Raw genomic sequence first — 19,485 nt, forward strand, 5'->3', positions numbered from 1 at the left:
TACACGGCTATTGCCCAAAACTGCACGTTTATCTATTCGTTTATGATGTATCCCCATTTTTATTTATTTTCAATCGGAATCAATAAAGCCATATTGGATGCGAATATTATTTCTAGTTTCTATAGTTTGCCTTTTGGTGGCATCTTCCTGCAAAAGAAATAAAGAGGAATGCCCGGCCACCTTTTTTAATAAAAGCGACGACCGGTTAACCATAGTGAATAATTCTTCTGATAGAATAACATTTCGACTCAGCCATGAATACCCCAACGACTCTCTGGTGCTTGATAGCTATGTTCCCAACGAACAGATAACAAGCGTAAACCCTGCAAAAAACGTAGACCCTAATAGTAATAAAAAATACACCATAACCGGTTGTTGGGAATCGACATTCCTGAGCCAAATACCATCTGGTAAATTACGCATATTGATATTTAATATTGATTCCTTAAAAGTTTACCCGGCAGCTGAAATTATCAACCGGGGTTTATATAAAAGCTATCTATACACACTGGATGAATTAAAAGCCAATGGCTGGCAGGTAGTATATCCTTAATCTATAAATTATCATATAAAGTAATAGGAAGGCCCCCGGTACATCGGGGGCTTTTTGTTTTAAAGCACCCCCATATTACCAAATTGTTACTCACTAGGGGTTGGGAAGTTATTCTGTGTATGCGCCTATAGAAACCCGATTTTCAAAAGATAGTCATTACAAAGATTTCATGCATTACAAAAAAGCAGTTTTTGTGATGTGAGGGTTCTTTTGTCCAAAGCGCATCTTTTTTTAACCAACACTTAATACGAGTTTACGTATGAACATTCGATTACTATTTATGGTAGGAGTATGGTTATCGTGCATTAGCTATTCCCGGGCTAATATACCAACCCCTGACAAGTACGACCAGGTTGTTTCACGGGAGCCTGTTAAAGGAACAGTCGTGGGCGCAGACGGTACCCCGATAGCCGGCGCCACAGTAAGATCACTTTCATCCAAACACACTACAACAACCAATGAAAAGGGAGAATTTTCCCTGCAGGTTGCAGAAGGGGAGAAACTGTTGATCTCTTATGTTGGTTTCAACGATCAGGAATTAACTGTTAGCGGTACATCGCTGCAAATAACGATGACAGTAAACAATAGCCGGTTAAGTGAAGTGGTGGTAGTAGGGTATGGCAGCCGTACCAAGGCCGATGTTACCGGTTCATTAACGCAGTTAAAAGCCGAGAACATAAGACAGGGTGTGAACATCTCTGTAGATAACATGCTGCAAGGTAAAGTAGCAGGTGTACGCATCGCGCAATCGAGCGGTGAACCTGGTGCCGGTGTGGATGTATTCATTCGCGGGGTGGGTTCTATCCGCAGTGGTAGCACCCCGCTTTTTGTGGTAGATGGGGTGCCCCTGGCCAATGATAATGTGAGCGCCGCCGGTGCCGATTTCGGTATGGGTAGCTCTGACGCCAAAAATCCGCTGAACTTTTTGAATACAAGCGATATTGAAACCATCACCGTATTAAAAGACGCTTCTGCTGCCGCCATCTATGGTGCCAGAGGTTCTAATGGGGTGGTGCTCATCACTACCAAACACGGTAAAAAAGGAGATCCTTCATTAACTTATGATATGTATGTAGGTACGTCAAAGGTTATCAAAAAAATGGACATCCTCTCTGCAGACGAGTACCGGAATGCGTTGGTAGATAAAACCAAAGATTATGGCGGCAATACCGATTGGCAGGATGCCATTCTGCGCAATGGTTTTGTTCAGAACCACAACGTTTCATTTTCAAAAGTTACTTCTACCGGCAGCTATGCAGCATCGCTTTCTCATCTTGACCAGAATGGTATTGTAGAAAAAAGCAGCTTCAAAAGAACTACCGGCCGGTTGAATGCCGAAGAGTCTTTCTTCGACAACAAACGGTTAACAGTTAAAATGAACCTTACTGCCAGTAACATTGATGAAACAGGTATCCCCAACGGTAATACTGCAGGGTCTGATGGCCAGGTGCTTATGTATGCCCTGATGGCCAACCCTACCAGACCTGTCCGTGACTCAGCAGGCAATTTTACCAATTTCAAAATGATCCAGGAGTTCAACCCCCTGTATGTACTGAGCGTTTATGACGACAGAACCAATACCTTCCGCGTGTTAGGCAATGTGGAAGCCAACCTGCGTTTGTTGCCAGGTTTGAATTACCGTTTTAATCTGGGTGTTGACAAATCAACTTCAGAGCGCAATACTACCATGTACCCGAACAATACCGACCGTTCTAAAAATGGTGTATATGCACAAAACAACCTGAAGTCATTGACTACTTTGCTGGAGCATTACCTTACCTATAACCTGGCTATTCAAAAGCACCAGGTGGAAGTATTGGGTGGTTTTTCTTATCAAAAGTTCCAGTTCTCAGGCACTACTTATAAAATGGAGAACCTGGCTGCAATGGGAACAGGTGTACCGCCCATGTATAATCCGGGTTATTCAGGAACACCTGCAAGCCCTACCGGTTTTGCACAGGAGAACGAGTTACAATCTTACTTCGGTCGTGTGAACTATAATTACGACAACCGGTTCCTGTTTACTGCTTCAGTTCGTGCAGACGGTTCTACCCGTTTTGGTGAAAACAATAAATATGGTTACTTCCCCTCTTTTGCAGGAGGTTGGAACCTTACCCGCGAATCGTTTTTGGAAAATGTTTCAGCGATCAAAAGCCTGAAACTGCGTGCCAGCTGGGGACAAACCGGTAACCAGGAAGTGCCTAACAAAATTACCCAGGCCAGCTACTCCAATTCAGCCACTACAGGATATTACCTGGATGGTACTGCCCTGGTAAATGGAGTAACAGTAAACCGTACCGCTAACCCCAATCTTAAATGGGAGATGGTTGAACAGTACAACATAGGTACTGACTTCGAATTGTTCAAAAACAAATTGTACGGTTCAATTGAATACTATAACAAAACTACCAAAGATCCTATCCTGAACCTGCCTTCTGAACCGTTGAGTCCTACTGCCAGCATCTGGAAGAATGTAGATGCCGAAATCGTTAACAAAGGGTTTGAATTTACCCTGGGATCACAGCTCATCAACACAAAAGACCTGAGCTGGAATGTTGATGTAAACGGAGCTACCGTGAAAAACACGGTGAAAGACCTGCCTGTTTCCCAGTTATTGTCAGGTAGCATTTCCGGTACGGGTATTTCCAATGTAAATGCCAACATTTATAGAAATGGCTATGCCGCAGGTTCGTTCTATATGATCAAGTTCCTGGGTTATGATAAAAATGGATTAGAGACATACGAAGATTATAATGGAGATGGCATTATCGATGCCGGTGACAGACAGGTTTTACCAGGTGCTATTCCTAAATTCAGCTACGGCCTCAATAGCCAGGTACGTTACAAGACCCTCGATCTGGCAGTTGCCTTCATTGGACAAACCGGTGGATACCTGTTTAACAACACCGCGCTTGACCTGGGAATCAACAACCTTTCAACAGACCGCAACCTGCTGAAAAAATATGTTGATATGAACGCCAGCCTTAAAAACCTGCCAGCTATGTCGTCGCTGTACCTGGAGAAATCGGATTTCTTCCGCTGTAGCAACCTGCGTTTGGGCAATACCTTTACTTTCAAACAAATTCCCTGGATGCAATCGCTTAACGTTTATGTAAGCGCAGGAAACCTGTTTACCATCACTAAATATTCAGGTTACGATCCATTGGTGAATACTACCAAAAATGTGGACGGTAACCAGTCGCTGGGTGTTGATTATACCACTTATCCTTCAACAAAAACTTTCCTGGTAGGCGCAACGATCAAATTTTAAATTATCTGGAATATGAACAAGAAATCATTTAAACTACATACCATAGCCTGCGGTTTGCTGTTAGTGGCCATGACAGGCTGTACCAAGCTTAAAGAAAAAGTAATAGACGAAGTACAGGGCACCAGTGGAAGTCCCGAAAATGCGCTGGGCGCAGTATACTCACAATTGGACAATGGTACTTTTGTAGACCATAGCCAGTTATTTGCCCTGCAGGAATATACAACCGATGAAGCGATCTTACCAACACGCGGCAGCGACTGGGGCGACGGTGGCATTTATCGTGCCCTGCACGAATTTACCTGGGCGCCCGATCATTCTATGATCACCAACACCTGGAACAACCTGAACAGTGGCATGCAATTATCGCTGGCAGCCATCAACAGCATTAACAAGGCATCGGATCTTCCCAACAAGGCCCAAATGCTGGCAGAAGCCAAAGCCCTGCTTGCATTATACACTTTTCAGGCATTGGACCTGTATGGCCAGGCACCTTACCGGGACGACAGTGATTCGCTGCGTGTAATGAAAGCTGCCACCGGCATCGATGACCTGATCAAAAGCGTAGAATCAGTAATACCTGATCTGGCAGATTTAAGCAAGAGTAAATTAAACGGTCGTTTTTCTAAACAGGCTGCTTATGCCCTGTTGGCAGATATGTACCTGAACCGTTCGGTGTACAAAGACCGTTATGCTTCCTCTTTTAAATTTGATGAACCGGCGGTTGATAACAACGGCACCGACATGGATAAGGTGATCTCGTATACTACCCAGCTTATTAATGGGAATTTTAAACTGGACAGCAACTTCTTCCACAATTTCGATATCGAGAATGGAGATGCAAAAGAGCTGATCTTTGTTATAAGCCAGGATGTGACCACCCTGCGCGCCAGCAGTAATAATTTTGCTTACATGCCTATGGAAAGAGGTCAGCACTGTTCACCCGGCACCAGGGGTACCAATGCTTCCTGTACTACCCCTGAGTTTTATTATACCTGGGATAACAATCATGATGACCCGCGCTTTCAACGTAAATACAAATATAAAGATGGTACCTGGTTCAATAACGATGGTACAGATGTGAGCGTACCTGCGAGCGACTTTGTTGCCAATATACAGGCGCCCTGGTTCCACTTCAACCGGGGTATGCAGGTTGGTCAACAGTATGGACCAGTCATTGTGAATGGTGACTTTGATCGTACCATTGACGGACGTATTAAAGTAAGTAAGTTGTATTGCGATAAATCGACCGTAACCCCTATGGATTTCACCCCAACGCTTACTTTTGATAATCCCAGCCAGGGTGTATTTACCCAAACGCAGATCAATCAGGGTGTTCGTCCATTTAAATATGAGTTTGACCCCGAGGGTGCCAACAGCAAAAGCAATTGTGATATTCCGGTTTACCGCTTGGGAGCCATGTATTGTATGCGTGCAGAAGCTTATTTACGCAAAGGCCTGAGTGCTGAGGCGCTGGCAGATGTGAATATGCTGCGTACCAGCAGAACGCGCGAAGAACTGTATAACAGTACTCCCGGAAAAGCACTTACTGCTATTGATTTGCAATCGCTTTACAATGAAACCGGGTATGAAATGTATTGGGAATTGTACAGAAGAAAAGCGGCCATTCGTTTTGGTAAGTTCGAAGCAGCCAATACAACCAAACCCGTATCACAGCCTTTCCGCCGGGTGTTCCCGATCCCGCAGGCAACAAGGGATGCTTCAAAATTATTTGAGCAGAACGAAGGCTATAAAAAATAAACCCGTGCGTTGATAGTTGTTATAAAGGGCTTCCCGATATGGTAGGCCCTTATTTTTTACACGCCTATCGATCGAAACAACACGGCCATTGCCCAAAAATGCACGTTTATCAAGTTTGGTATACAAATGGTTCATTGCATCATTAATTTATTTATTTTCGGAATTCCAAATATTAGGATCACGCTAAATGCTTGCAGTTTGCGAATAGTTTATTTGTTTTCTATATTGTGCCTCATTCTGGTATCTTCCTGCAGGAGAAATAAAGATGGGTGTCCGGCTACTTTTTTAGATAAAGGTGATGACCGGTTAACCATTGTAAATAATTCCTCAGAAAGGATAACTTTTACTTACGGTTTTGAATATCCCGATGATACCAGTTATTTGCAGACATTTGTTCGAACCGTTCCGCAAATAGATGGCAACCCGGCTTATAATGTAGGTCCCAATGGTACAAAAAAATTTAGAACAAACAGCTGCTGGGAATCAGTGTTCGAGGTAAGTATTCCTTCTGGTAAATTGCACTTCGTGATCTTTAATATCGATTCAATAAAGGCTTATCCAGCTGCCGAGATCATCAGCCGGGGTTTGTACAAAAGCTATCTGTATACACTGGACCAATTAAAGGACAATAACTGGAGGGTGGAGTATCCTTAGTGCCCCTGCCGCTTACACAGTTATCCGCAAAAACTGCACGGTTATTGGCGAAAATGACACACTGATCAAGTTTGTCAGATATTTTTAGGGGTGGATATTACATTTGTTCGCAAATCAAAGAATCCATTGCCATGAGAACGAAATTTTATCCTTACCTGGTTATTTTCCTGTTATTTATTCTAGGCTATTCCTGTAAAAAGGACGATGCCAATAGTGCTGATCCTGCTTTAAACATCAGCCGTACAGACCTGCAGGTGGGCAACGATGCCGGTTATACCGATACGGTGGTGATTCAGTCGAACATAGATTGGACCTTAAGTGTCTCTGACGAGGCCAGCGCCTGGTTATCTGTAGATCCGGTAAAAAAAACAGCAGGTGATAGTACAATCGTAACAATAAAGGTTATTGCCGCTAATAACTCCTCCTCACAAACCGCAACAATTACGATTACGCCTGCCGGTTCAGACCTGCAGCCCCGCCAGATAAACATAACACGAAAAGCATACAACCTGGTATGGCAAAAATGTTATGGTGGTTCAGAAGATGATCTGTGTTTTGGAACGGCCCTGTTACCCAATGGCCAGCTTGTTACTGCTGGTATGGCGTATAGTACTGATGGCGACTTAGCGGGACTTACATACTATCCTACCGGCTGGGTAATGGGAGCGGGTAGCGATGGCAACAGGCTTTGGCAAAAAAAAGTGGAGCCGATTGGTGTACAATACAGATCGATCACGACTTCACCTGATGGTGGTACAGTTAGTTTAGGATATGCTGCTGCCAGTCAGACATATTGGTACACCGATTTTTTTGTGGTTAAATTCGACGCCAATGGAAATCTGGTATGGAATAAACAATATGGCGGATTATTAGCTGAAACGCCAGTTAAAATAATAAGCACTGCAGATGGCGGGTATGTTCTTGCGGGAACTACTTATAGTAATGATGGTGATTTTAGTACCAATCACGGTGGCGTAGACATCTGTATAATAAAAATCGATGCAAATGGCGGTGTTGTGTGGCAAAAAACTTTTGGTGGTGATAAGGATGAAAACATTGGTACCATAGGAGCGTGCTCAGATGGTAGCTTTATAGTATATGGTATGACCGCAAGTAATAATAGTGGGGATGTTGGGACTAATCATGGCATTAATGACCTGCTTGTTATAAAGATCGATGCCAGTGGGAATAAAATATGGAGTAAAACATTAGGCGGTTCCCGGGCCGAGATACCTGCAGCCGTTATTGGCGATACCGACGGCGGCTGTATCGTGACAGCGTCTACAATGAGTACAGATGGTGATCTGGCCATGCGTTCCGGAAGCGATATTGATACCTGGGTGGTTAAGTTCACCAAAGATGGTCAAATAGGCTGGCAATCTATTCTGGGAGGTACAGGTGTCGAAGTGCCAACTGATATGGAGCGTTTGCCTAATGGCAATATAGCATTGGCAGGCAGCATCGTGAGCACTGATGGCGTGGTAACCGGTAGTCATGGGGGAGGAGATGTTTGGGTGGCAGTACTAAACAGTTGGGGTAAAATAGTATGGCAAAAGGCATTCGGTAGCACGCTTTCTGATAACACTCAGGATGTAACTACAGGCGCGGATGGATCGATCATGGTTACGAGTTTAGTAAACGGAAATGATGGTGATGTGAGCGGCAATCATGGAAAGAGAGATACCTGGATCTTTAAACTGCAATAGGTTAGTATATACTTTAAAGAGCCTTGACGGTACCGTCAAGGCTTTTTATTTACGCAAACGTTAGCGTAACATTCTCCCAGCCTCGGGGGCCATTATGGTTATATTTGTCACCTCCACATTACCAAAATATGAAAGGAAGAAAATACCCGTACGTTGCCCTGCTTGCCCTGGTTGGCATTGTCTCATTCAAACCCCTTACTGCTATTTACAAGGACGGTTGGATAGATCTGAACAAGAACGGTAAAAAAGACATTTATGAAGATCCTAAACAACCGGTAAACACCCGCACGGCCGATCTGTTGTCGAAAATGACACTGGAAGAAAAGACCTGCCAGATGGCAACGCTCTATGGCTGGCACCGCGTGTTGAAAGATTCGCTGCCTACTGCCGATTGGAAGAATGCCATTTGGAAAGATGGAATTGCCAATATAGATGAACACCTGAATGGTTTTGCCGGTTGGGGCAAAACACCCCCGATAGATCTGGTAAAAGATATGGAGAAACACGTATGGGCCATGAACGAGACCCAGCGTTTTTTTATAGAACAAACCCGCCTGGGCATTCCGGCTGATTTTACCAATGAAGGCATCCGGGGTGTTGAAGCCTATGAAGCTACTGGTTTCCCTACCGCACTTAATATGGGCATGACCTGGAACCCGGTACTGGTACACCAGGAAGGCATTATTACCGGTCGCGAAGCCCGCGCACTGGGTTACACCAACGTGTATGCACCTATCCTGGATGTAGCGCGGGATCAGCGCTGGGGCAGGCTGGAAGAAACGTATGGGGAAGATCCGTACCTGGTAGCCAGTATGGGTATTGCAATGGCCAAAGGTATTCAGCAGGATGGTAAGGTTGCATCAACTGCCAAACATTTTGCGGTATACAGTGCCAATAAAGGCGCCCGGGAAGGACAGGCCCGCACAGACCCACAGGTAGCACCACGCGAAGTGGAGAATCTCCTGTTGTATCCTTTTAAGAAAGTTATAAAAGAAGCGGGCATCATGGGTGTAATGAGCTCGTACAATGACTATGATGGCATTCCCGTCTCGGGCAGCAATTACTGGCTGATCCAGCGCCTGCGGGTTGAAATGGGCTTTACCGGTTATGTGGTGAGCGACAGCGATGCGCTCGAATACCTGGCTACCAAACACCATGTAGCTGCCAATTTAAAAGAGGCCGTTTACCAGGCATTCATGGCCGGTATGAACGTGCGTACCACATTTCGCGCTCCTGATAGTATTATTATCTACCTGCGTCAGCTGGTAAAAGAAGGCCGCATTCCCATGGATACCATCAACCACCGCGTGGCTGATGTATTGCGCGTGAAATTCAAATTGGGATTATTCGATCATCCCTATGTTGAAAGTGCCGCAGAAACCAGGAACGTGGTGAATAGTGATGCCAGTCAGCAAGTGGCATTACAGGCATCCCGCGAAAGTGTGGTACTGCTGAAAAATAATAACAATGTGCTGCCCATATCAAAAGGATTAACGAAAGTAGCAGTGCTTGGTCCCAACGCCACCGATGACGATTATGCGCATGCGCATTACGGTCCATTGGGTTCTCCGAGCGTAAACATCCTGCAGGGCATTCAGGCAAAACTGGGTGCCGATAACGTGTTGTATGCAAAAGGCGCCGATCTGGTTGACAAACGCTGGCCTGAAAGTGAGATCCTGCCTGAGCCGCTGGATGCCAGTGAACAGGCTATGCTCGATTCGGCAGTAAATATGGCCAAACAGGCGCATTTGGCAGTTGTTGTTGTAGGCGGAAATACCAAAACTGCCGGTGAGAACAAAAGCCGCACCAGTCTTGATTTACCTGGCCACCAGTTGGAACTGGTAAAAGCCATCAAAGCAACAGGCAAACCGGTGGTGGTCGTATTGCTCGGTACACAGCCTATGAGCATTAACTGGATCGATAAGAACGTAGATGGGATCATTTACGCAGGTTATCCCGGAGTAAAAGGCGGTACCGCCATTGCCGATGTGTTGTTTGGTGATTACAATCCGGGTGGTAAACTCACGCTAACCTGGCCTAAATCGGTTGGACAATTACCTTATAATTTCCCCAGCAAACCCGGTGCGCAATCAGACGAAGGTGAGCATGCAAGAATAAAAGGATTTTTGTATCCATTTGGTTTTGGCTTAAGCTATACCAGTTTTGGGTACAACAACCTGAAGATAAACACCGGCAAAACAACCACCGATCCTATTGCCGTAACCGTAGATGTTACCAATACCGGTAAGTTAGCTGGTGATGAGGTAGTGCAATGTTACCTGCGCGATGTATTGAGTTCAGTAACTACGTACGAAAAACTGTTGAAAGGTTTTGAACGGGTGCATTTGCAGGCCGGCGAAACCAAAACAGTTTCCTTTACCATTCCCCGCGAAGAGTTGAAATTGTATAACCGCGAGATGAAGTTTGTGCTGGAACCCGGTGAGTTCAGTATAATGGTAGGTACTTCTTCAAATGATATTAAGCAGAAAGAAAGTTTCTTTATAAAATAAGTTAGTTAGTAAGTAATCGAAACAAAATGGCTCGCCGCGGCGGGTCATTTTTGTTTGGAGCTACCTTCGGATTTTCGTTTTCTTGTGTTTTCATTTTGGCACTTCTGCCTGAAAAGAAAGGAGAAAACAATAAAAACAATCTTCTTATTCTGGTATATTGAATCAACCGACCTGCTTCAAAATCTATATCGATTTAGAATCCTCTAAATTCTATTACAATCCCTGTTCTGGTGCTTTCATCCAAAATGGCTTGCTAAAATTTTCTATAACGATATAGTCCGTTTTTCCTTGTTTTCATGTCTGGAATGGCTGCGCGCTTGCTCCGGGATGAAGCCGGTTTGGCCGTGGAGGTTGTTCGGGATTTGTTCGGGTTTCTCCCGGGTACACCCCAACATTCCCGGGGCAGATCCGAACAAATCCCGAACAAGATCAACAGCAATCCCGGCACAATACCGGCTTCATCCACCTGGCAAAACTGACGCCGGGGCACCGGCACTTTTACGATCCTCTTTCGCTTTTCTTTCGATCGTAAATAATCAAAAATAGGTAGTGGGAGTGCTTTTATTGATAATCAGTGAGATGAATATTATGACGGGCAAATGGAAAGGTGTGTTATATCCGTATTTTTTTCTTTTTCTTTTGTTTGTTTTGCTATTTTTTCGATTGTTTTCTTATTTTTGATTCACAGCCCTCAAAACAAACTATATGTTACCAAATCTAAGGCGGGAAAAAATACTGGAAATGCTCCGCGAGGATGGTTCAGCAAAAGTGGGTGACCTGGCAAGAATCTTTAAAGTAACCGAAGTAACTATACGTCAGGATCTTGAGAAGCTCGAAAAAGAAGAAATGGTGATCCGCGAACATGGCGGCGCCTATCTGAAAAATATCGAAGATCAGGTAAAAGATTTCTATGTGGCCCACCAGGAATTGCATAACCTGGCCAAAGAAAAGATCGCCACCAAATGCCTGGAGTTCATTGAAAGCGGCGACACCATTATTCTCGATTCCGGTTCAACCGTAACCGAGATCGCAAAAAAACTGAAAGGCTTTAGAAACCTGACGGTGATCACCAACGCCCTGAACATTGCCATGATGCTGGGTACGGAACCGGGCATCGAGGTAGTAATGACAGGTGGTGAATTTAAACCACCCACCTTGTCGTTGACCGGTCAAAAAGCAGCCGATTTTTTTAAAGGTATCAACGTATCAAAGCTCTTTTTAGCAACGGCGGGCATCTCGCTGAAATCGGGGTTAACATATCCCAGCTTAAGCGATATCATAGTGAAGAAAGCCATGATAGAAGCGGCAGAAACGACTTACCTGGTTGCCGATTCTTCCAAAATAGGAAAGAATGCCTTTGCCAGCCTGGGTGCCTTGTCGCTCATCAATTACATCATCACCGATGATGGCATAGAAGATAAAGACAGAAAACTGTTCGAAGAACAGGAAATAGAACTCATAATAGCCAGTTAATAAACCACATTACAACGATGGCCAGGCCCATCGGGAAACAGTATTAATAATTACAGATGAAGACTGCCAACACAACGCTCGGTGTTATCATTGGAAACAGAGATTTTTTCCCTGATAAATTAGTGGCCGAAGCACGCACCGAAATTGTTGCCCTGTTTGAAAAACTGAATATCACGCCCATCTTATTAACTGATGCCGATACCAAACTGGGTGGCGTGGAAACTTTTAAGGAAGCGCAACGTTGCGCCGACCTGTTTAAAAAACACGCTGCCGACATCCAGGGTATCCTGGTGGTGTTGCCCAACTTCGGTGACGAAAAAGGCGTGGCAGAAACCATCAAACTGGCTAACCTCAATGTACCTGTACTAGTACAGGGTTATCCCGATGACCTGAACAAAATGGATGTGGTGAACAGAAGAGACGCCTGGTGCGGAAAGATCTCTGTTTGTAACAACCTCTATCAATTTGGAATAAAATACTCACTTACCACCAAACACGTGGTAAGTCCCTCTGACGATTCGTTTATTGCTGATTTGAAAAACTTCATTGCTGTATGCCGGGTTGTAAAAGGCATGCGCAATGTTCGTATTGGTGCTGTAGGCGCCCGACCAGGTGCCTTCAATACCGTGCGCTACAGCGAAAAGATCCTGCAACGCAATGGCATTTCTGTAACTACTGTTGACCTGTCTGAGATCTTAGGCAACGCCAACAAATTAACGGCAGACCATGCCCGCGTTAAAGAAAAGCTGGAAGGCATTAAAGCGTATACCCCAACCGGTAAAACACCCAATGATAAGCTGGTGCAAATTGCCAAGCTCGATGTGGTGCTGGCCGATTTTATGGCCGAGAACGCACTCGATGCCACCGCTATTCAATGCTGGACCTCCCTGCAGCAGAACTACGGTTGCAATGTGTGTACCAACATGAGTATGATGAGTGAGAACATGCTACCCAGTGCCTGCGAGGTAGATGTAACCGGAACCCTGAGCATGTATGCCATGCAGTTAGCTTCCGGCACCCCCAGCGCCCTGGTTGACTGGAACAACAACTACGCCGATGACGATTCCAAGTGCGTACTGTTCCATTGCGGTAACTGGGCTAAATCATTCCTGCCCGATATTCAGATCAGCACGGCACCTATTCTGGGAACCTCAGTAGGGGTTGAAAATACCTATGGTGCGCTTGATGGCCGTACCCCCGCCTCACCGCTTACTTATGGCCGGATCAGCACCGACGACAGCCAGGGAATTATAAAAGCCTATATAGGTGAAGGTGAGTTGACCAACGATGCGCTGAACACCTTTGGTAACCGCGCTGTTGCCCAGATCAACAACCTGCAGGGCCTCATGCAATATGTATGCAGAAATGGCTTTGAGCACCATGTGGTAATGAATGCCAGCAAAACGGCTGATATTCTGAAAGAAGCATTTGATAATTATTTAGGCTGGCAGGTGTATCAACATGCTTAGTTGATAAACCTGATCGGGTTGATAAAGTTGATAGAGTTACCGCGTCGCGGTGTATTTCTTTCTGCCTTCTGCCCTCTGCCTTCTGCCCAAAATGTATTAATATGAATAAGCAACAACTGGAGAAGAAGTCTGTCGAGTATCGCAAAAAGATACTTAAGTATATAGTAAAGGCCAATGCCGGTCATACCGGCGGCAGCCTGTCGTGTACCGATATATTGAATGTGCTGTACAACCACGCATTGAACGTATCGCCACAGACCTTTACTTCACCCGACAGGGACCGGTATATTCAAAGTAAGGGCCATTGTGTGGAAGCCTTGTTTGTAGTGCTGGCAGATAAAGGATTCTTTCCGGAAGAAAACCTGGAAACCCTTTGTCAGTATAAATCGCACTACATTGGTCACCCTACGCGTAAAGTAAAAGGGGTGGAGCAGAATACCGGCGCCCTGGGTCATGGATTACCCATTGCTGTTGGGAACGCCATTGCAGCCAAACTCGATAAACGTGATTATAAAGTATACACACTGATGGGTGATGGCGAATTGCCCGAAGGTTCTAACTGGGAAGCGGCTTTAACCGCAGCTCATTACAAGCTCGATAACCTGTGTGCCATCGTAGATAAAAATACCCTGCAGATCACCGCGCCTACGGCTGAAGTATGTAATACCGATCCGTTGGATGAAAAATGGAAAGCATTTGGCTGGGCGGTAAAGGAAGTAGACGGGCACGATGTGGATGCATTGAAAGCCGCTTTTGACAGTTTGCCTTTTGAACCCGGTAAACCCAATGTGATCATTGCCCATACCGTAAAAGGCAAAGGCGTGAGCTTTATGGAAAACAACCTCAAGTGGCACCATGGCGTGCCCAGTAAGGATGAATACGCATTGGCACTGAGTGAGCTGGACAATAGCCTGCAGCAGGCTGCAATTTAAATGAAACAGCATGCAGGAAGTATGAAGTAGGTGAAACCTGCAACCTGAAACTTGAAACCTGTAACTAGAAAGAATGGCGCATATAGAAGCAACAGATCCGAATGGATTCAAACCCAACCAGGAGATCTTCTCGGAGATCCTCCAGGCGTTAGCAGCAAAAGACAGGGATATTATTGCTGTAACCAGCGACTCCCGTGGATCGGGCAAACTTGTTCCTTTTGGTAAAAAATTCCCTGAGCAGATTGTTGAAGTAGGTATTGCCGAACAAAACCTGGTAGGCGTAGCCGCTGGTTTGGCTGCTGCCGGTAAAAAAGTATTTGCGGTTTCCCCCGCCTGCTTTTTAACCGCGCGGGCGTTGGAACAGATCAAAAACGATGTGGCATATAGCGACAATCCCGTAACGGTAGTAGGCATCAGCGCCGGCGTAAGTTATGGCGCCCTCGGTTCTACCCACCATAGTCTGCACGACTTTGCCGCACTGCGCTGCATCAACAATATTACCGTAGTGGTACCCGCCGATAATTTTGAAACGGCACAGGCTACTGCACTGGCGGCAACGACCAACAGTCCGGTGTACCTGCGTTTTGGCAAACGGGTTATGAACAGCCTGAAAGAAGTGAACGACGATACTTTTGCCTTTGGTAAAGGTCGCGTAATCACCGAAGGGAACGATGCTGCCATCATTGCCTGCGGTGAAACGGTGTATCCTGCCGTACAGGCAGCGAAACTGCTGGCCGAACAGGGCATCAACGTTACCGTGGTAAGTATGCATACCATTAAGCCGCTGGATACTGACCTGCTGGCGAAACTGGCTGCCGCCTGCCAAGCCATCGTTACCGTAGAAGAACATAGTGTGTACGGCGGATTGGGAGAAGCCTGTGCTTCATACCTGATGCAACATGGTTTGCACAAACCTTTCCGTATTGTGGGTATTCCCGATGAATACACCGTCACTGGTTCACAACAGGATATTTTCAATCACTACCATATTACGAAAGAAGGGATTGCTGAGGTAGTGAAAGGCTTATTATAATATGGGGGAGGTCCTGTATTTCATTAACGATTAATTTCCACAGATGAAGCGAAGCTTGCCGATATTAGTAACGTTGCTTGGTCTGCTGTTGGTGTTTACACAGTGTAAACAAAAGCAGGCTAAAACCGGGAAAAAGAAAATGGCCGTTGTAGTATCAACGCTTAACAATCCCTGGTTTGTTTTTCTGGCCGAAACGGCTGCCGCCAAAGCCACGGCCCTTGGCTATGATGCCAAGATCTTCGATTCTCAAAATAACACGGCTACCGAAGGCGATAACTTCGATAACATCATTGTAGCCGGTTACGATGCCATCCTCTTTAACTCAACCGATGCCAATGGCTCGGTGGCCAATGTAATGAAAGCAAAGGCAGCACGCATTCCGGTCTTTTGTATGGACCGCGAAATAAATGCCACCAATGCGGCCACCTCGCAAATACTATCCGACAGTTACTCCGGCGCTGTAGCCATTGGAGTAGACTTTACCCAGCAATTGCATAAGAAAGGCAACTATGTTGAGTTGCTTGGCCTGGTAGGCGATAACAATACCTGGGCCCGTTCAAAAGGCTTTCACAGCGTTACCGATAATTACCCTGATTTGAAAATGGTGGCCCAGCAAAGCGCCGACTTCGATCGCAACAAAGCGATGGAAGTTATGGAAAGCATTCTGCAGGCACACCCTGATATCGATGCCGTGTTCTGCGGAAATGATGGCATGGCCATGGGCGCCTATCAGGCACTGGTAGCCGCAGGCAAAGCCACAAAAGTAAAAGTGTTTGGGTTTGATGGCGCAGAAGACGTGATCACTGCCATTAAAGAAAATAAAGTATACGGCACGGGCATGCAGTTTCCCAAAGTAATGGCGGAAACAGCCGCACAGTTTGCCGATGAATACGTAAAGGGTAGAAGGGATTTCCCACAGAAGATACCGGTAGCTGTAGAGCTGGTGACACCCAAAAACATCAACGATTATATTGCCTACGGAAAAAAATAAAGTATGGCCAGGAAAATAGTAAAATACGGGCTGATCACGATTGTTATAGGTTTGCTTGCCTATAAATCTGTCTTCATAGTAAAACTCAGCGAGTTGCAGACAGTAGAGCCAAAAGCCTTCGATGCCCCCGCTTTTGTACAAAAACTGTGGGATGGTAAATTACCCGCCCGGCTCGACAGTGCCATTACGCTCGATGCGTTGCAGGCAGCACTGAAGTCAAATAGGGGTGCTGCTTTCAATACCTATTTCAATTCCATGAGCATAGGTAACCTTCGCTATGGCCTGGTGAAATTAACCGGTAAGGTGTTGTCGGTAAGTGATGATGATATCACGGTGCTGGCGGGCAACAGCAATGAACCGCTAACTGTAAAAGTGATTACGGAGTACGTGTATGGCAATGCGATCAGAGACGCCTCCCGCCTGGTTGATATCAAAGATTTTGTAAACACCGCTGACCTGAATAATATTTCAGAAGCGTTGAATAAAAGAGTAAGAAATGTAGTATTGCCTCCTTTTAAAGCAAAGGTGAAGAAGGATGATAACGTGTCTGTAATTGGCGCGTTGGAATTGAATGAGGCGCATTTTTCGCTCAACGACCTGGAAATTATACCTGTTCAATGTAAAATCATTCAACAATAAGAATGTTGATTGCACAAAACATAACGAAGAAGTTTGGCGGGGTTACCGCCCTCAACAAGGTGAACATGGAGCTGCATCCCGGTATGGTGAATGCCATCATCGGGGAGAACGGCGCCGGTAAATCAACCCTTATGAAGGTGTTGTCGGGCGTGTATGTAGATTATGAGGGCGCTATTGTTTATAACAACGAGCCTTTAAAACTCGCCGGCACCAAAGACGCCGAAGCAAAAGGCATTGTGATCATTCACCAGGAGCTGAACCTGGTACCGGGCCTGAGTATTACCGAAAATATTTTCCTGGGCCGCGAGCGCTGCAATGCCATGGGCATACTCGATAAAAAAGAAATGGCGCGGGAAACCAGAACGCTGCTGGAAAAAGTAAAACTGGATGCGGAACCCGGTCAACTGGTAGGGTCCTTAAAAGTGGGGCAGCAACAACTGGTTGAAATTGCCAAGGCGCTGCATACAAAGGCCAATGTGATCATCATGGATGAACCTACTTCGGCCATCAGCGATAAAGAAGTAGACAACCTGTTTGTGATCATCAACGAACTGCGCAGCGAAGGCAAAACCATCGTTTACATTTCGCATAAATTAAAAGAGCTGTTCACCATTGCCGACCGGTTTGTGGTAATGCGTGATGGCTGCTCCATCGAAAGCGGGTTAATGGCCGATATGACGCAGGATGACCTGATCCGTAAAATGACAGGCCGCGCCGTAAGCGGTACTGCCAACCATACCACGCAAACATTTACCGAACCGGCCTTGCGGGTAGAGAACATAAGCCTGAAAGGCGCCTCCCGCGTGAAGGCCAATGTGCTTACTGATATTTCATTTACGCTGCACAAAGGTGAGATCGTGGGTCTGTATGGATTGATGGGCGCGGGCCGTACTGAATTAATGGAAACCCTGTTTGGGCTTCATCCTAAAAGAGCCAGTGGCAACATCTTTGTAAATGAAAAGGCCGTACAGATCCAATCGCCCATTCAGGCCATCAACCAGGGCATCGCCTTAGTACCTGAAGACAGAAAGGCGCACGGACTGATCCTGGACCAGAAAATAAAAACCAACATCAGTATCACGGTGCTGAACCAGTTGGAAAAATGGGGCATTGTACTGCGTAATAAAAAAGAAACCGAGTTATCGAAAGAATACATTCAGCAACTGGGTATTAAAACCCATTCTGAAAACAATGTGGCCGGTAACCTGAGCGGCGGCAATCAGCAAAAGATCGTACTGGCCAAATGGCTGGCTACCCATCCGGGTATTTTGCTGCTGGATGAACCTACCCGTGGTATCGACATCAACGCCCGGTTCGAGATCTACAACCTGATGAAGAAACTGGCGGCGTCGGGTATGGCCATTCTGCTGGTATCGTCAGAATTACCGGAGATCCTCACTGCCTCGCACCGCGTGCTGGTAATGGCGGAAGGAAGGCTGACGGCCAATATTCCCATTGCCGAAGCAACGGAAAGCTATATTTTGAAACATGCCATACAACATAATATTACTGCCTGATGATTGCGATTCAAAGAAATAATACGATAAACCTTGCCCGGCTGCAATCCGTGATCGCGCTGGTTGTGCTGTGCACCATCATTGCCATTTTAAGCGACAAGTTCCTTACCATGGACAATGGATGGAATGTATTGCGGCAGATAGCGGTGAACATCTGTATCTCCGTGGGTATGACCCTTATTGTACTCACTGCCGGCATCGACCTTTCTGTAGGTTCGATCCTGGCTTTATGTGGCGCTATTACCGCAGGGTTGTCAAAGAATGGGATTAAACTGCCATCGGCAGATCTGTTTATTGGTTTTACCCTTTTAGGTGCCTTGTTGGGTGGCATTATTGTAGGCTCCCTGCTTGGCTGGTTCAACGGGTTTGTGATCACGAAATTCAAGGTGCCGCCTTTTGTGGGAACGCTGGCCATGTTAACCATTGCCCGCGGGTTAACCATGTTGTGGACGCAAGGTCATCCCATCAGTAACCTCGGGGCTCCGTTTGCCACTATCGGTACCGGTTGGTTGCTGGGCATTCCCGTGCCGGTTTGGATTGCAGGTGTGGTGGTATTGCTGGCCATCTTTATTACCCGGCAAACAAGATTGGGCCGGTATATTTATGCCATTGGCGGCAATGAGAATGCGGCTATTCTCTCTGGCATCAACATCAATAAAGTAAAACTCATTGTATATAGTATTGCTGGTGCATTGGCAGCCGTGGGTGGCATTATGGTCACTTCCCGGCTCGATTCAGCGCAGCCCAATGCCGGCACTGGTTATGAACTGGATGCCATTGCAGCGGTAGTGATCGGCGGCACTTCTTTATCAGGAGGGAAGGGCAGCATTGGCGGTACCGTAATGGGCGCGGTGATCATCGGCGTATTGAATAACGGCCTCGTGTTGTTGAACGTATCCCCATTCTGGCAACAGGTAGTAAAAGGGGCTGTTATTTTAATTGCAGTAATAATTGACAAAGGCGGTAACAAGAAATAAAG

14 protein-coding genes are annotated in these 19,485 nt (G+C 45.9%); all 14 read left to right on the plus strand.

All coding sequences use genetic code 11. The features are described 5' to 3' along the window. Positions 1-97 precede the first annotated feature (97 nt). The 14 genes from BMX95_RS24095 (at position 98) to BMX95_RS24160 (ending at position 19,483) form a co-directional block, all read left to right on the plus strand. On the plus strand, positions 98-553 hold the full coding sequence (locus BMX95_RS24095; protein ID WP_133053821.1) for a hypothetical protein: 456 nt from the start codon (positions 98-100) through the stop codon (positions 551-553). Positions 554-812: 259 nt separating this feature from the next. After that, positions 813-3,824, plus strand: a complete 3,012-nt coding sequence (locus BMX95_RS24100) for a SusC/RagA family TonB-linked outer membrane protein (protein ID WP_081197263.1) — start codon at positions 813-815, stop codon at positions 3,822-3,824. 12 nt (positions 3,825-3,836) lie between these two features. Next, positions 3,837-5,582, plus strand: a complete 1,746-nt coding sequence (locus BMX95_RS24105) for a RagB/SusD family nutrient uptake outer membrane protein (RefSeq protein WP_081197262.1) — start codon at positions 3,837-3,839, stop codon at positions 5,580-5,582. A gap of 198 nt (positions 5,583-5,780) precedes the next feature. Continuing rightward, on the plus strand, positions 5,781-6,236 hold the full coding sequence (locus BMX95_RS24110) for a hypothetical protein (RefSeq protein ID WP_133053820.1): 456 nt from the start codon (positions 5,781-5,783) through the stop codon (positions 6,234-6,236). Positions 6,237-6,367: 131 nt separating this feature from the next. Continuing rightward, the gene (locus BMX95_RS24115) at positions 6,368-7,942 is read left to right on the plus strand and encodes a BACON domain-containing protein (RefSeq protein WP_081197260.1); all 1,575 of its coding nucleotides are present in this window, start codon (positions 6,368-6,370) and stop codon (positions 7,940-7,942) included. A gap of 128 nt (positions 7,943-8,070) precedes the next feature. Next, positions 8,071-10,452 carry a glycoside hydrolase family 3 N-terminal domain-containing protein gene (locus tag BMX95_RS24120; RefSeq protein ID WP_081197259.1) on the plus strand — a complete coding sequence of 794 codons (2,382 nt, stop codon included), beginning with the start codon at positions 8,071-8,073 and terminating at the stop codon, positions 10,450-10,452. A 705-nt stretch (positions 10,453-11,157) separates the two neighbouring features. Next, positions 11,158-11,925, plus strand: coding sequence for a DeoR/GlpR family DNA-binding transcription regulator (locus BMX95_RS24125; RefSeq protein ID WP_081197257.1), 768 nt, complete (start codon positions 11,158-11,160; stop codon positions 11,923-11,925). 56 nt (positions 11,926-11,981) lie between these two features. Continuing rightward, complete coding sequence (locus tag BMX95_RS24130) at positions 11,982-13,394, plus strand: L-fucose/L-arabinose isomerase family protein (RefSeq protein WP_081197256.1); 1,413 nt, start codon at positions 11,982-11,984, stop codon at positions 13,392-13,394. Positions 13,395-13,495: 101 nt separating this feature from the next. Further along, positions 13,496-14,326 carry a transketolase gene (locus BMX95_RS24135; protein ID WP_081197255.1) on the plus strand — a complete coding sequence of 277 codons (831 nt, stop codon included), beginning with the start codon at positions 13,496-13,498 and terminating at the stop codon, positions 14,324-14,326. A 73-nt stretch (positions 14,327-14,399) separates the two neighbouring features. Continuing rightward, entirely contained in the window at positions 14,400-15,359 is a 960-nt protein-coding gene (locus BMX95_RS24140) for a transketolase family protein (protein WP_081197254.1), read from the plus strand. 43 nt (positions 15,360-15,402) lie between these two features. After that, positions 15,403-16,350 (plus strand): D-ribose ABC transporter substrate-binding protein, encoded by a 948-nt coding sequence (locus BMX95_RS24145; RefSeq protein WP_081197253.1) that lies wholly within the window; start codon positions 15,403-15,405, stop codon positions 16,348-16,350. A 3-nt stretch (positions 16,351-16,353) separates the two neighbouring features. Further along, positions 16,354-16,989: a DUF2291 domain-containing protein gene (locus BMX95_RS24150; protein ID WP_081197252.1), complete on the plus strand. Its 636-nt coding sequence runs from the start codon at positions 16,354-16,356 to the stop codon at positions 16,987-16,989. 2 nt (positions 16,990-16,991) lie between these two features. Beyond that, positions 16,992-18,506, plus strand: coding sequence for a sugar ABC transporter ATP-binding protein (locus BMX95_RS24155; RefSeq protein ID WP_081197251.1), 1,515 nt, complete (start codon positions 16,992-16,994; stop codon positions 18,504-18,506). Then, positions 18,506-19,483 carry an ABC transporter permease gene (locus BMX95_RS24160; RefSeq protein ID WP_081197250.1) on the plus strand — a complete coding sequence of 326 codons (978 nt, stop codon included), beginning with the start codon at positions 18,506-18,508 and terminating at the stop codon, positions 19,481-19,483. Before BMX95_RS24155 ends, BMX95_RS24160 begins: the two co-directional genes overlap by 1 nt. Positions 19,484-19,485: the final 2 nt, after the last annotated feature.

Origin of the sequence: Niastella yeongjuensis, assembly GCF_900110245.1 — a bacterium.
In the GTDB taxonomy this organism is placed as follows: Bacteria; Bacteroidota; Bacteroidia; order Chitinophagales; family Chitinophagaceae; genus Niastella; species Niastella yeongjuensis.

What these genes read in the sequence shown, in the direction of transcription:
- BMX95_RS24095 (WP_133053821.1), top strand. Translation starts at nt 98, where the DNA reads ATGCGAATATTATTTCTAGTTTCTATAGTTTGCCTTTTGGTGGCATCT.
- BMX95_RS24100 (WP_081197263.1), top strand. Translation starts at nt 813, where the DNA reads ATGAACATTCGATTACTATTTATGGTAGGAGTATGGTTATCGTGCATT.
- BMX95_RS24105 (WP_081197262.1), top strand. Translation starts at nt 3,837, where the DNA reads ATGAACAAGAAATCATTTAAACTACATACCATAGCCTGCGGTTTGCTG.
- BMX95_RS24115 (WP_081197260.1), top strand. Translation starts at nt 6,368, where the DNA reads ATGAGAACGAAATTTTATCCTTACCTGGTTATTTTCCTGTTATTTATT.
- BMX95_RS24120 (WP_081197259.1), top strand. Translation starts at nt 8,071, where the DNA reads ATGAAAGGAAGAAAATACCCGTACGTTGCCCTGCTTGCCCTGGTTGGC.
- BMX95_RS24125 (WP_081197257.1), top strand. Translation starts at nt 11,158, where the DNA reads ATGTTACCAAATCTAAGGCGGGAAAAAATACTGGAAATGCTCCGCGAG.
- BMX95_RS24130 (WP_081197256.1), top strand. Translation starts at nt 11,982, where the DNA reads ATGAAGACTGCCAACACAACGCTCGGTGTTATCATTGGAAACAGAGAT.
- BMX95_RS24135 (WP_081197255.1), top strand. Translation starts at nt 13,496, where the DNA reads ATGAATAAGCAACAACTGGAGAAGAAGTCTGTCGAGTATCGCAAAAAG.
- BMX95_RS24140 (WP_081197254.1), top strand. Translation starts at nt 14,400, where the DNA reads ATGGCGCATATAGAAGCAACAGATCCGAATGGATTCAAACCCAACCAG.
- BMX95_RS24145 (WP_081197253.1), top strand. Translation starts at nt 15,403, where the DNA reads ATGAAGCGAAGCTTGCCGATATTAGTAACGTTGCTTGGTCTGCTGTTG.
- BMX95_RS24150 (WP_081197252.1), top strand. Translation starts at nt 16,354, where the DNA reads ATGGCCAGGAAAATAGTAAAATACGGGCTGATCACGATTGTTATAGGT.
- BMX95_RS24155 (WP_081197251.1), top strand. Translation starts at nt 16,992, where the DNA reads ATGTTGATTGCACAAAACATAACGAAGAAGTTTGGCGGGGTTACCGCC.
- BMX95_RS24160 (WP_081197250.1), top strand. Translation starts at nt 18,506, where the DNA reads ATGATTGCGATTCAAAGAAATAATACGATAAACCTTGCCCGGCTGCAA.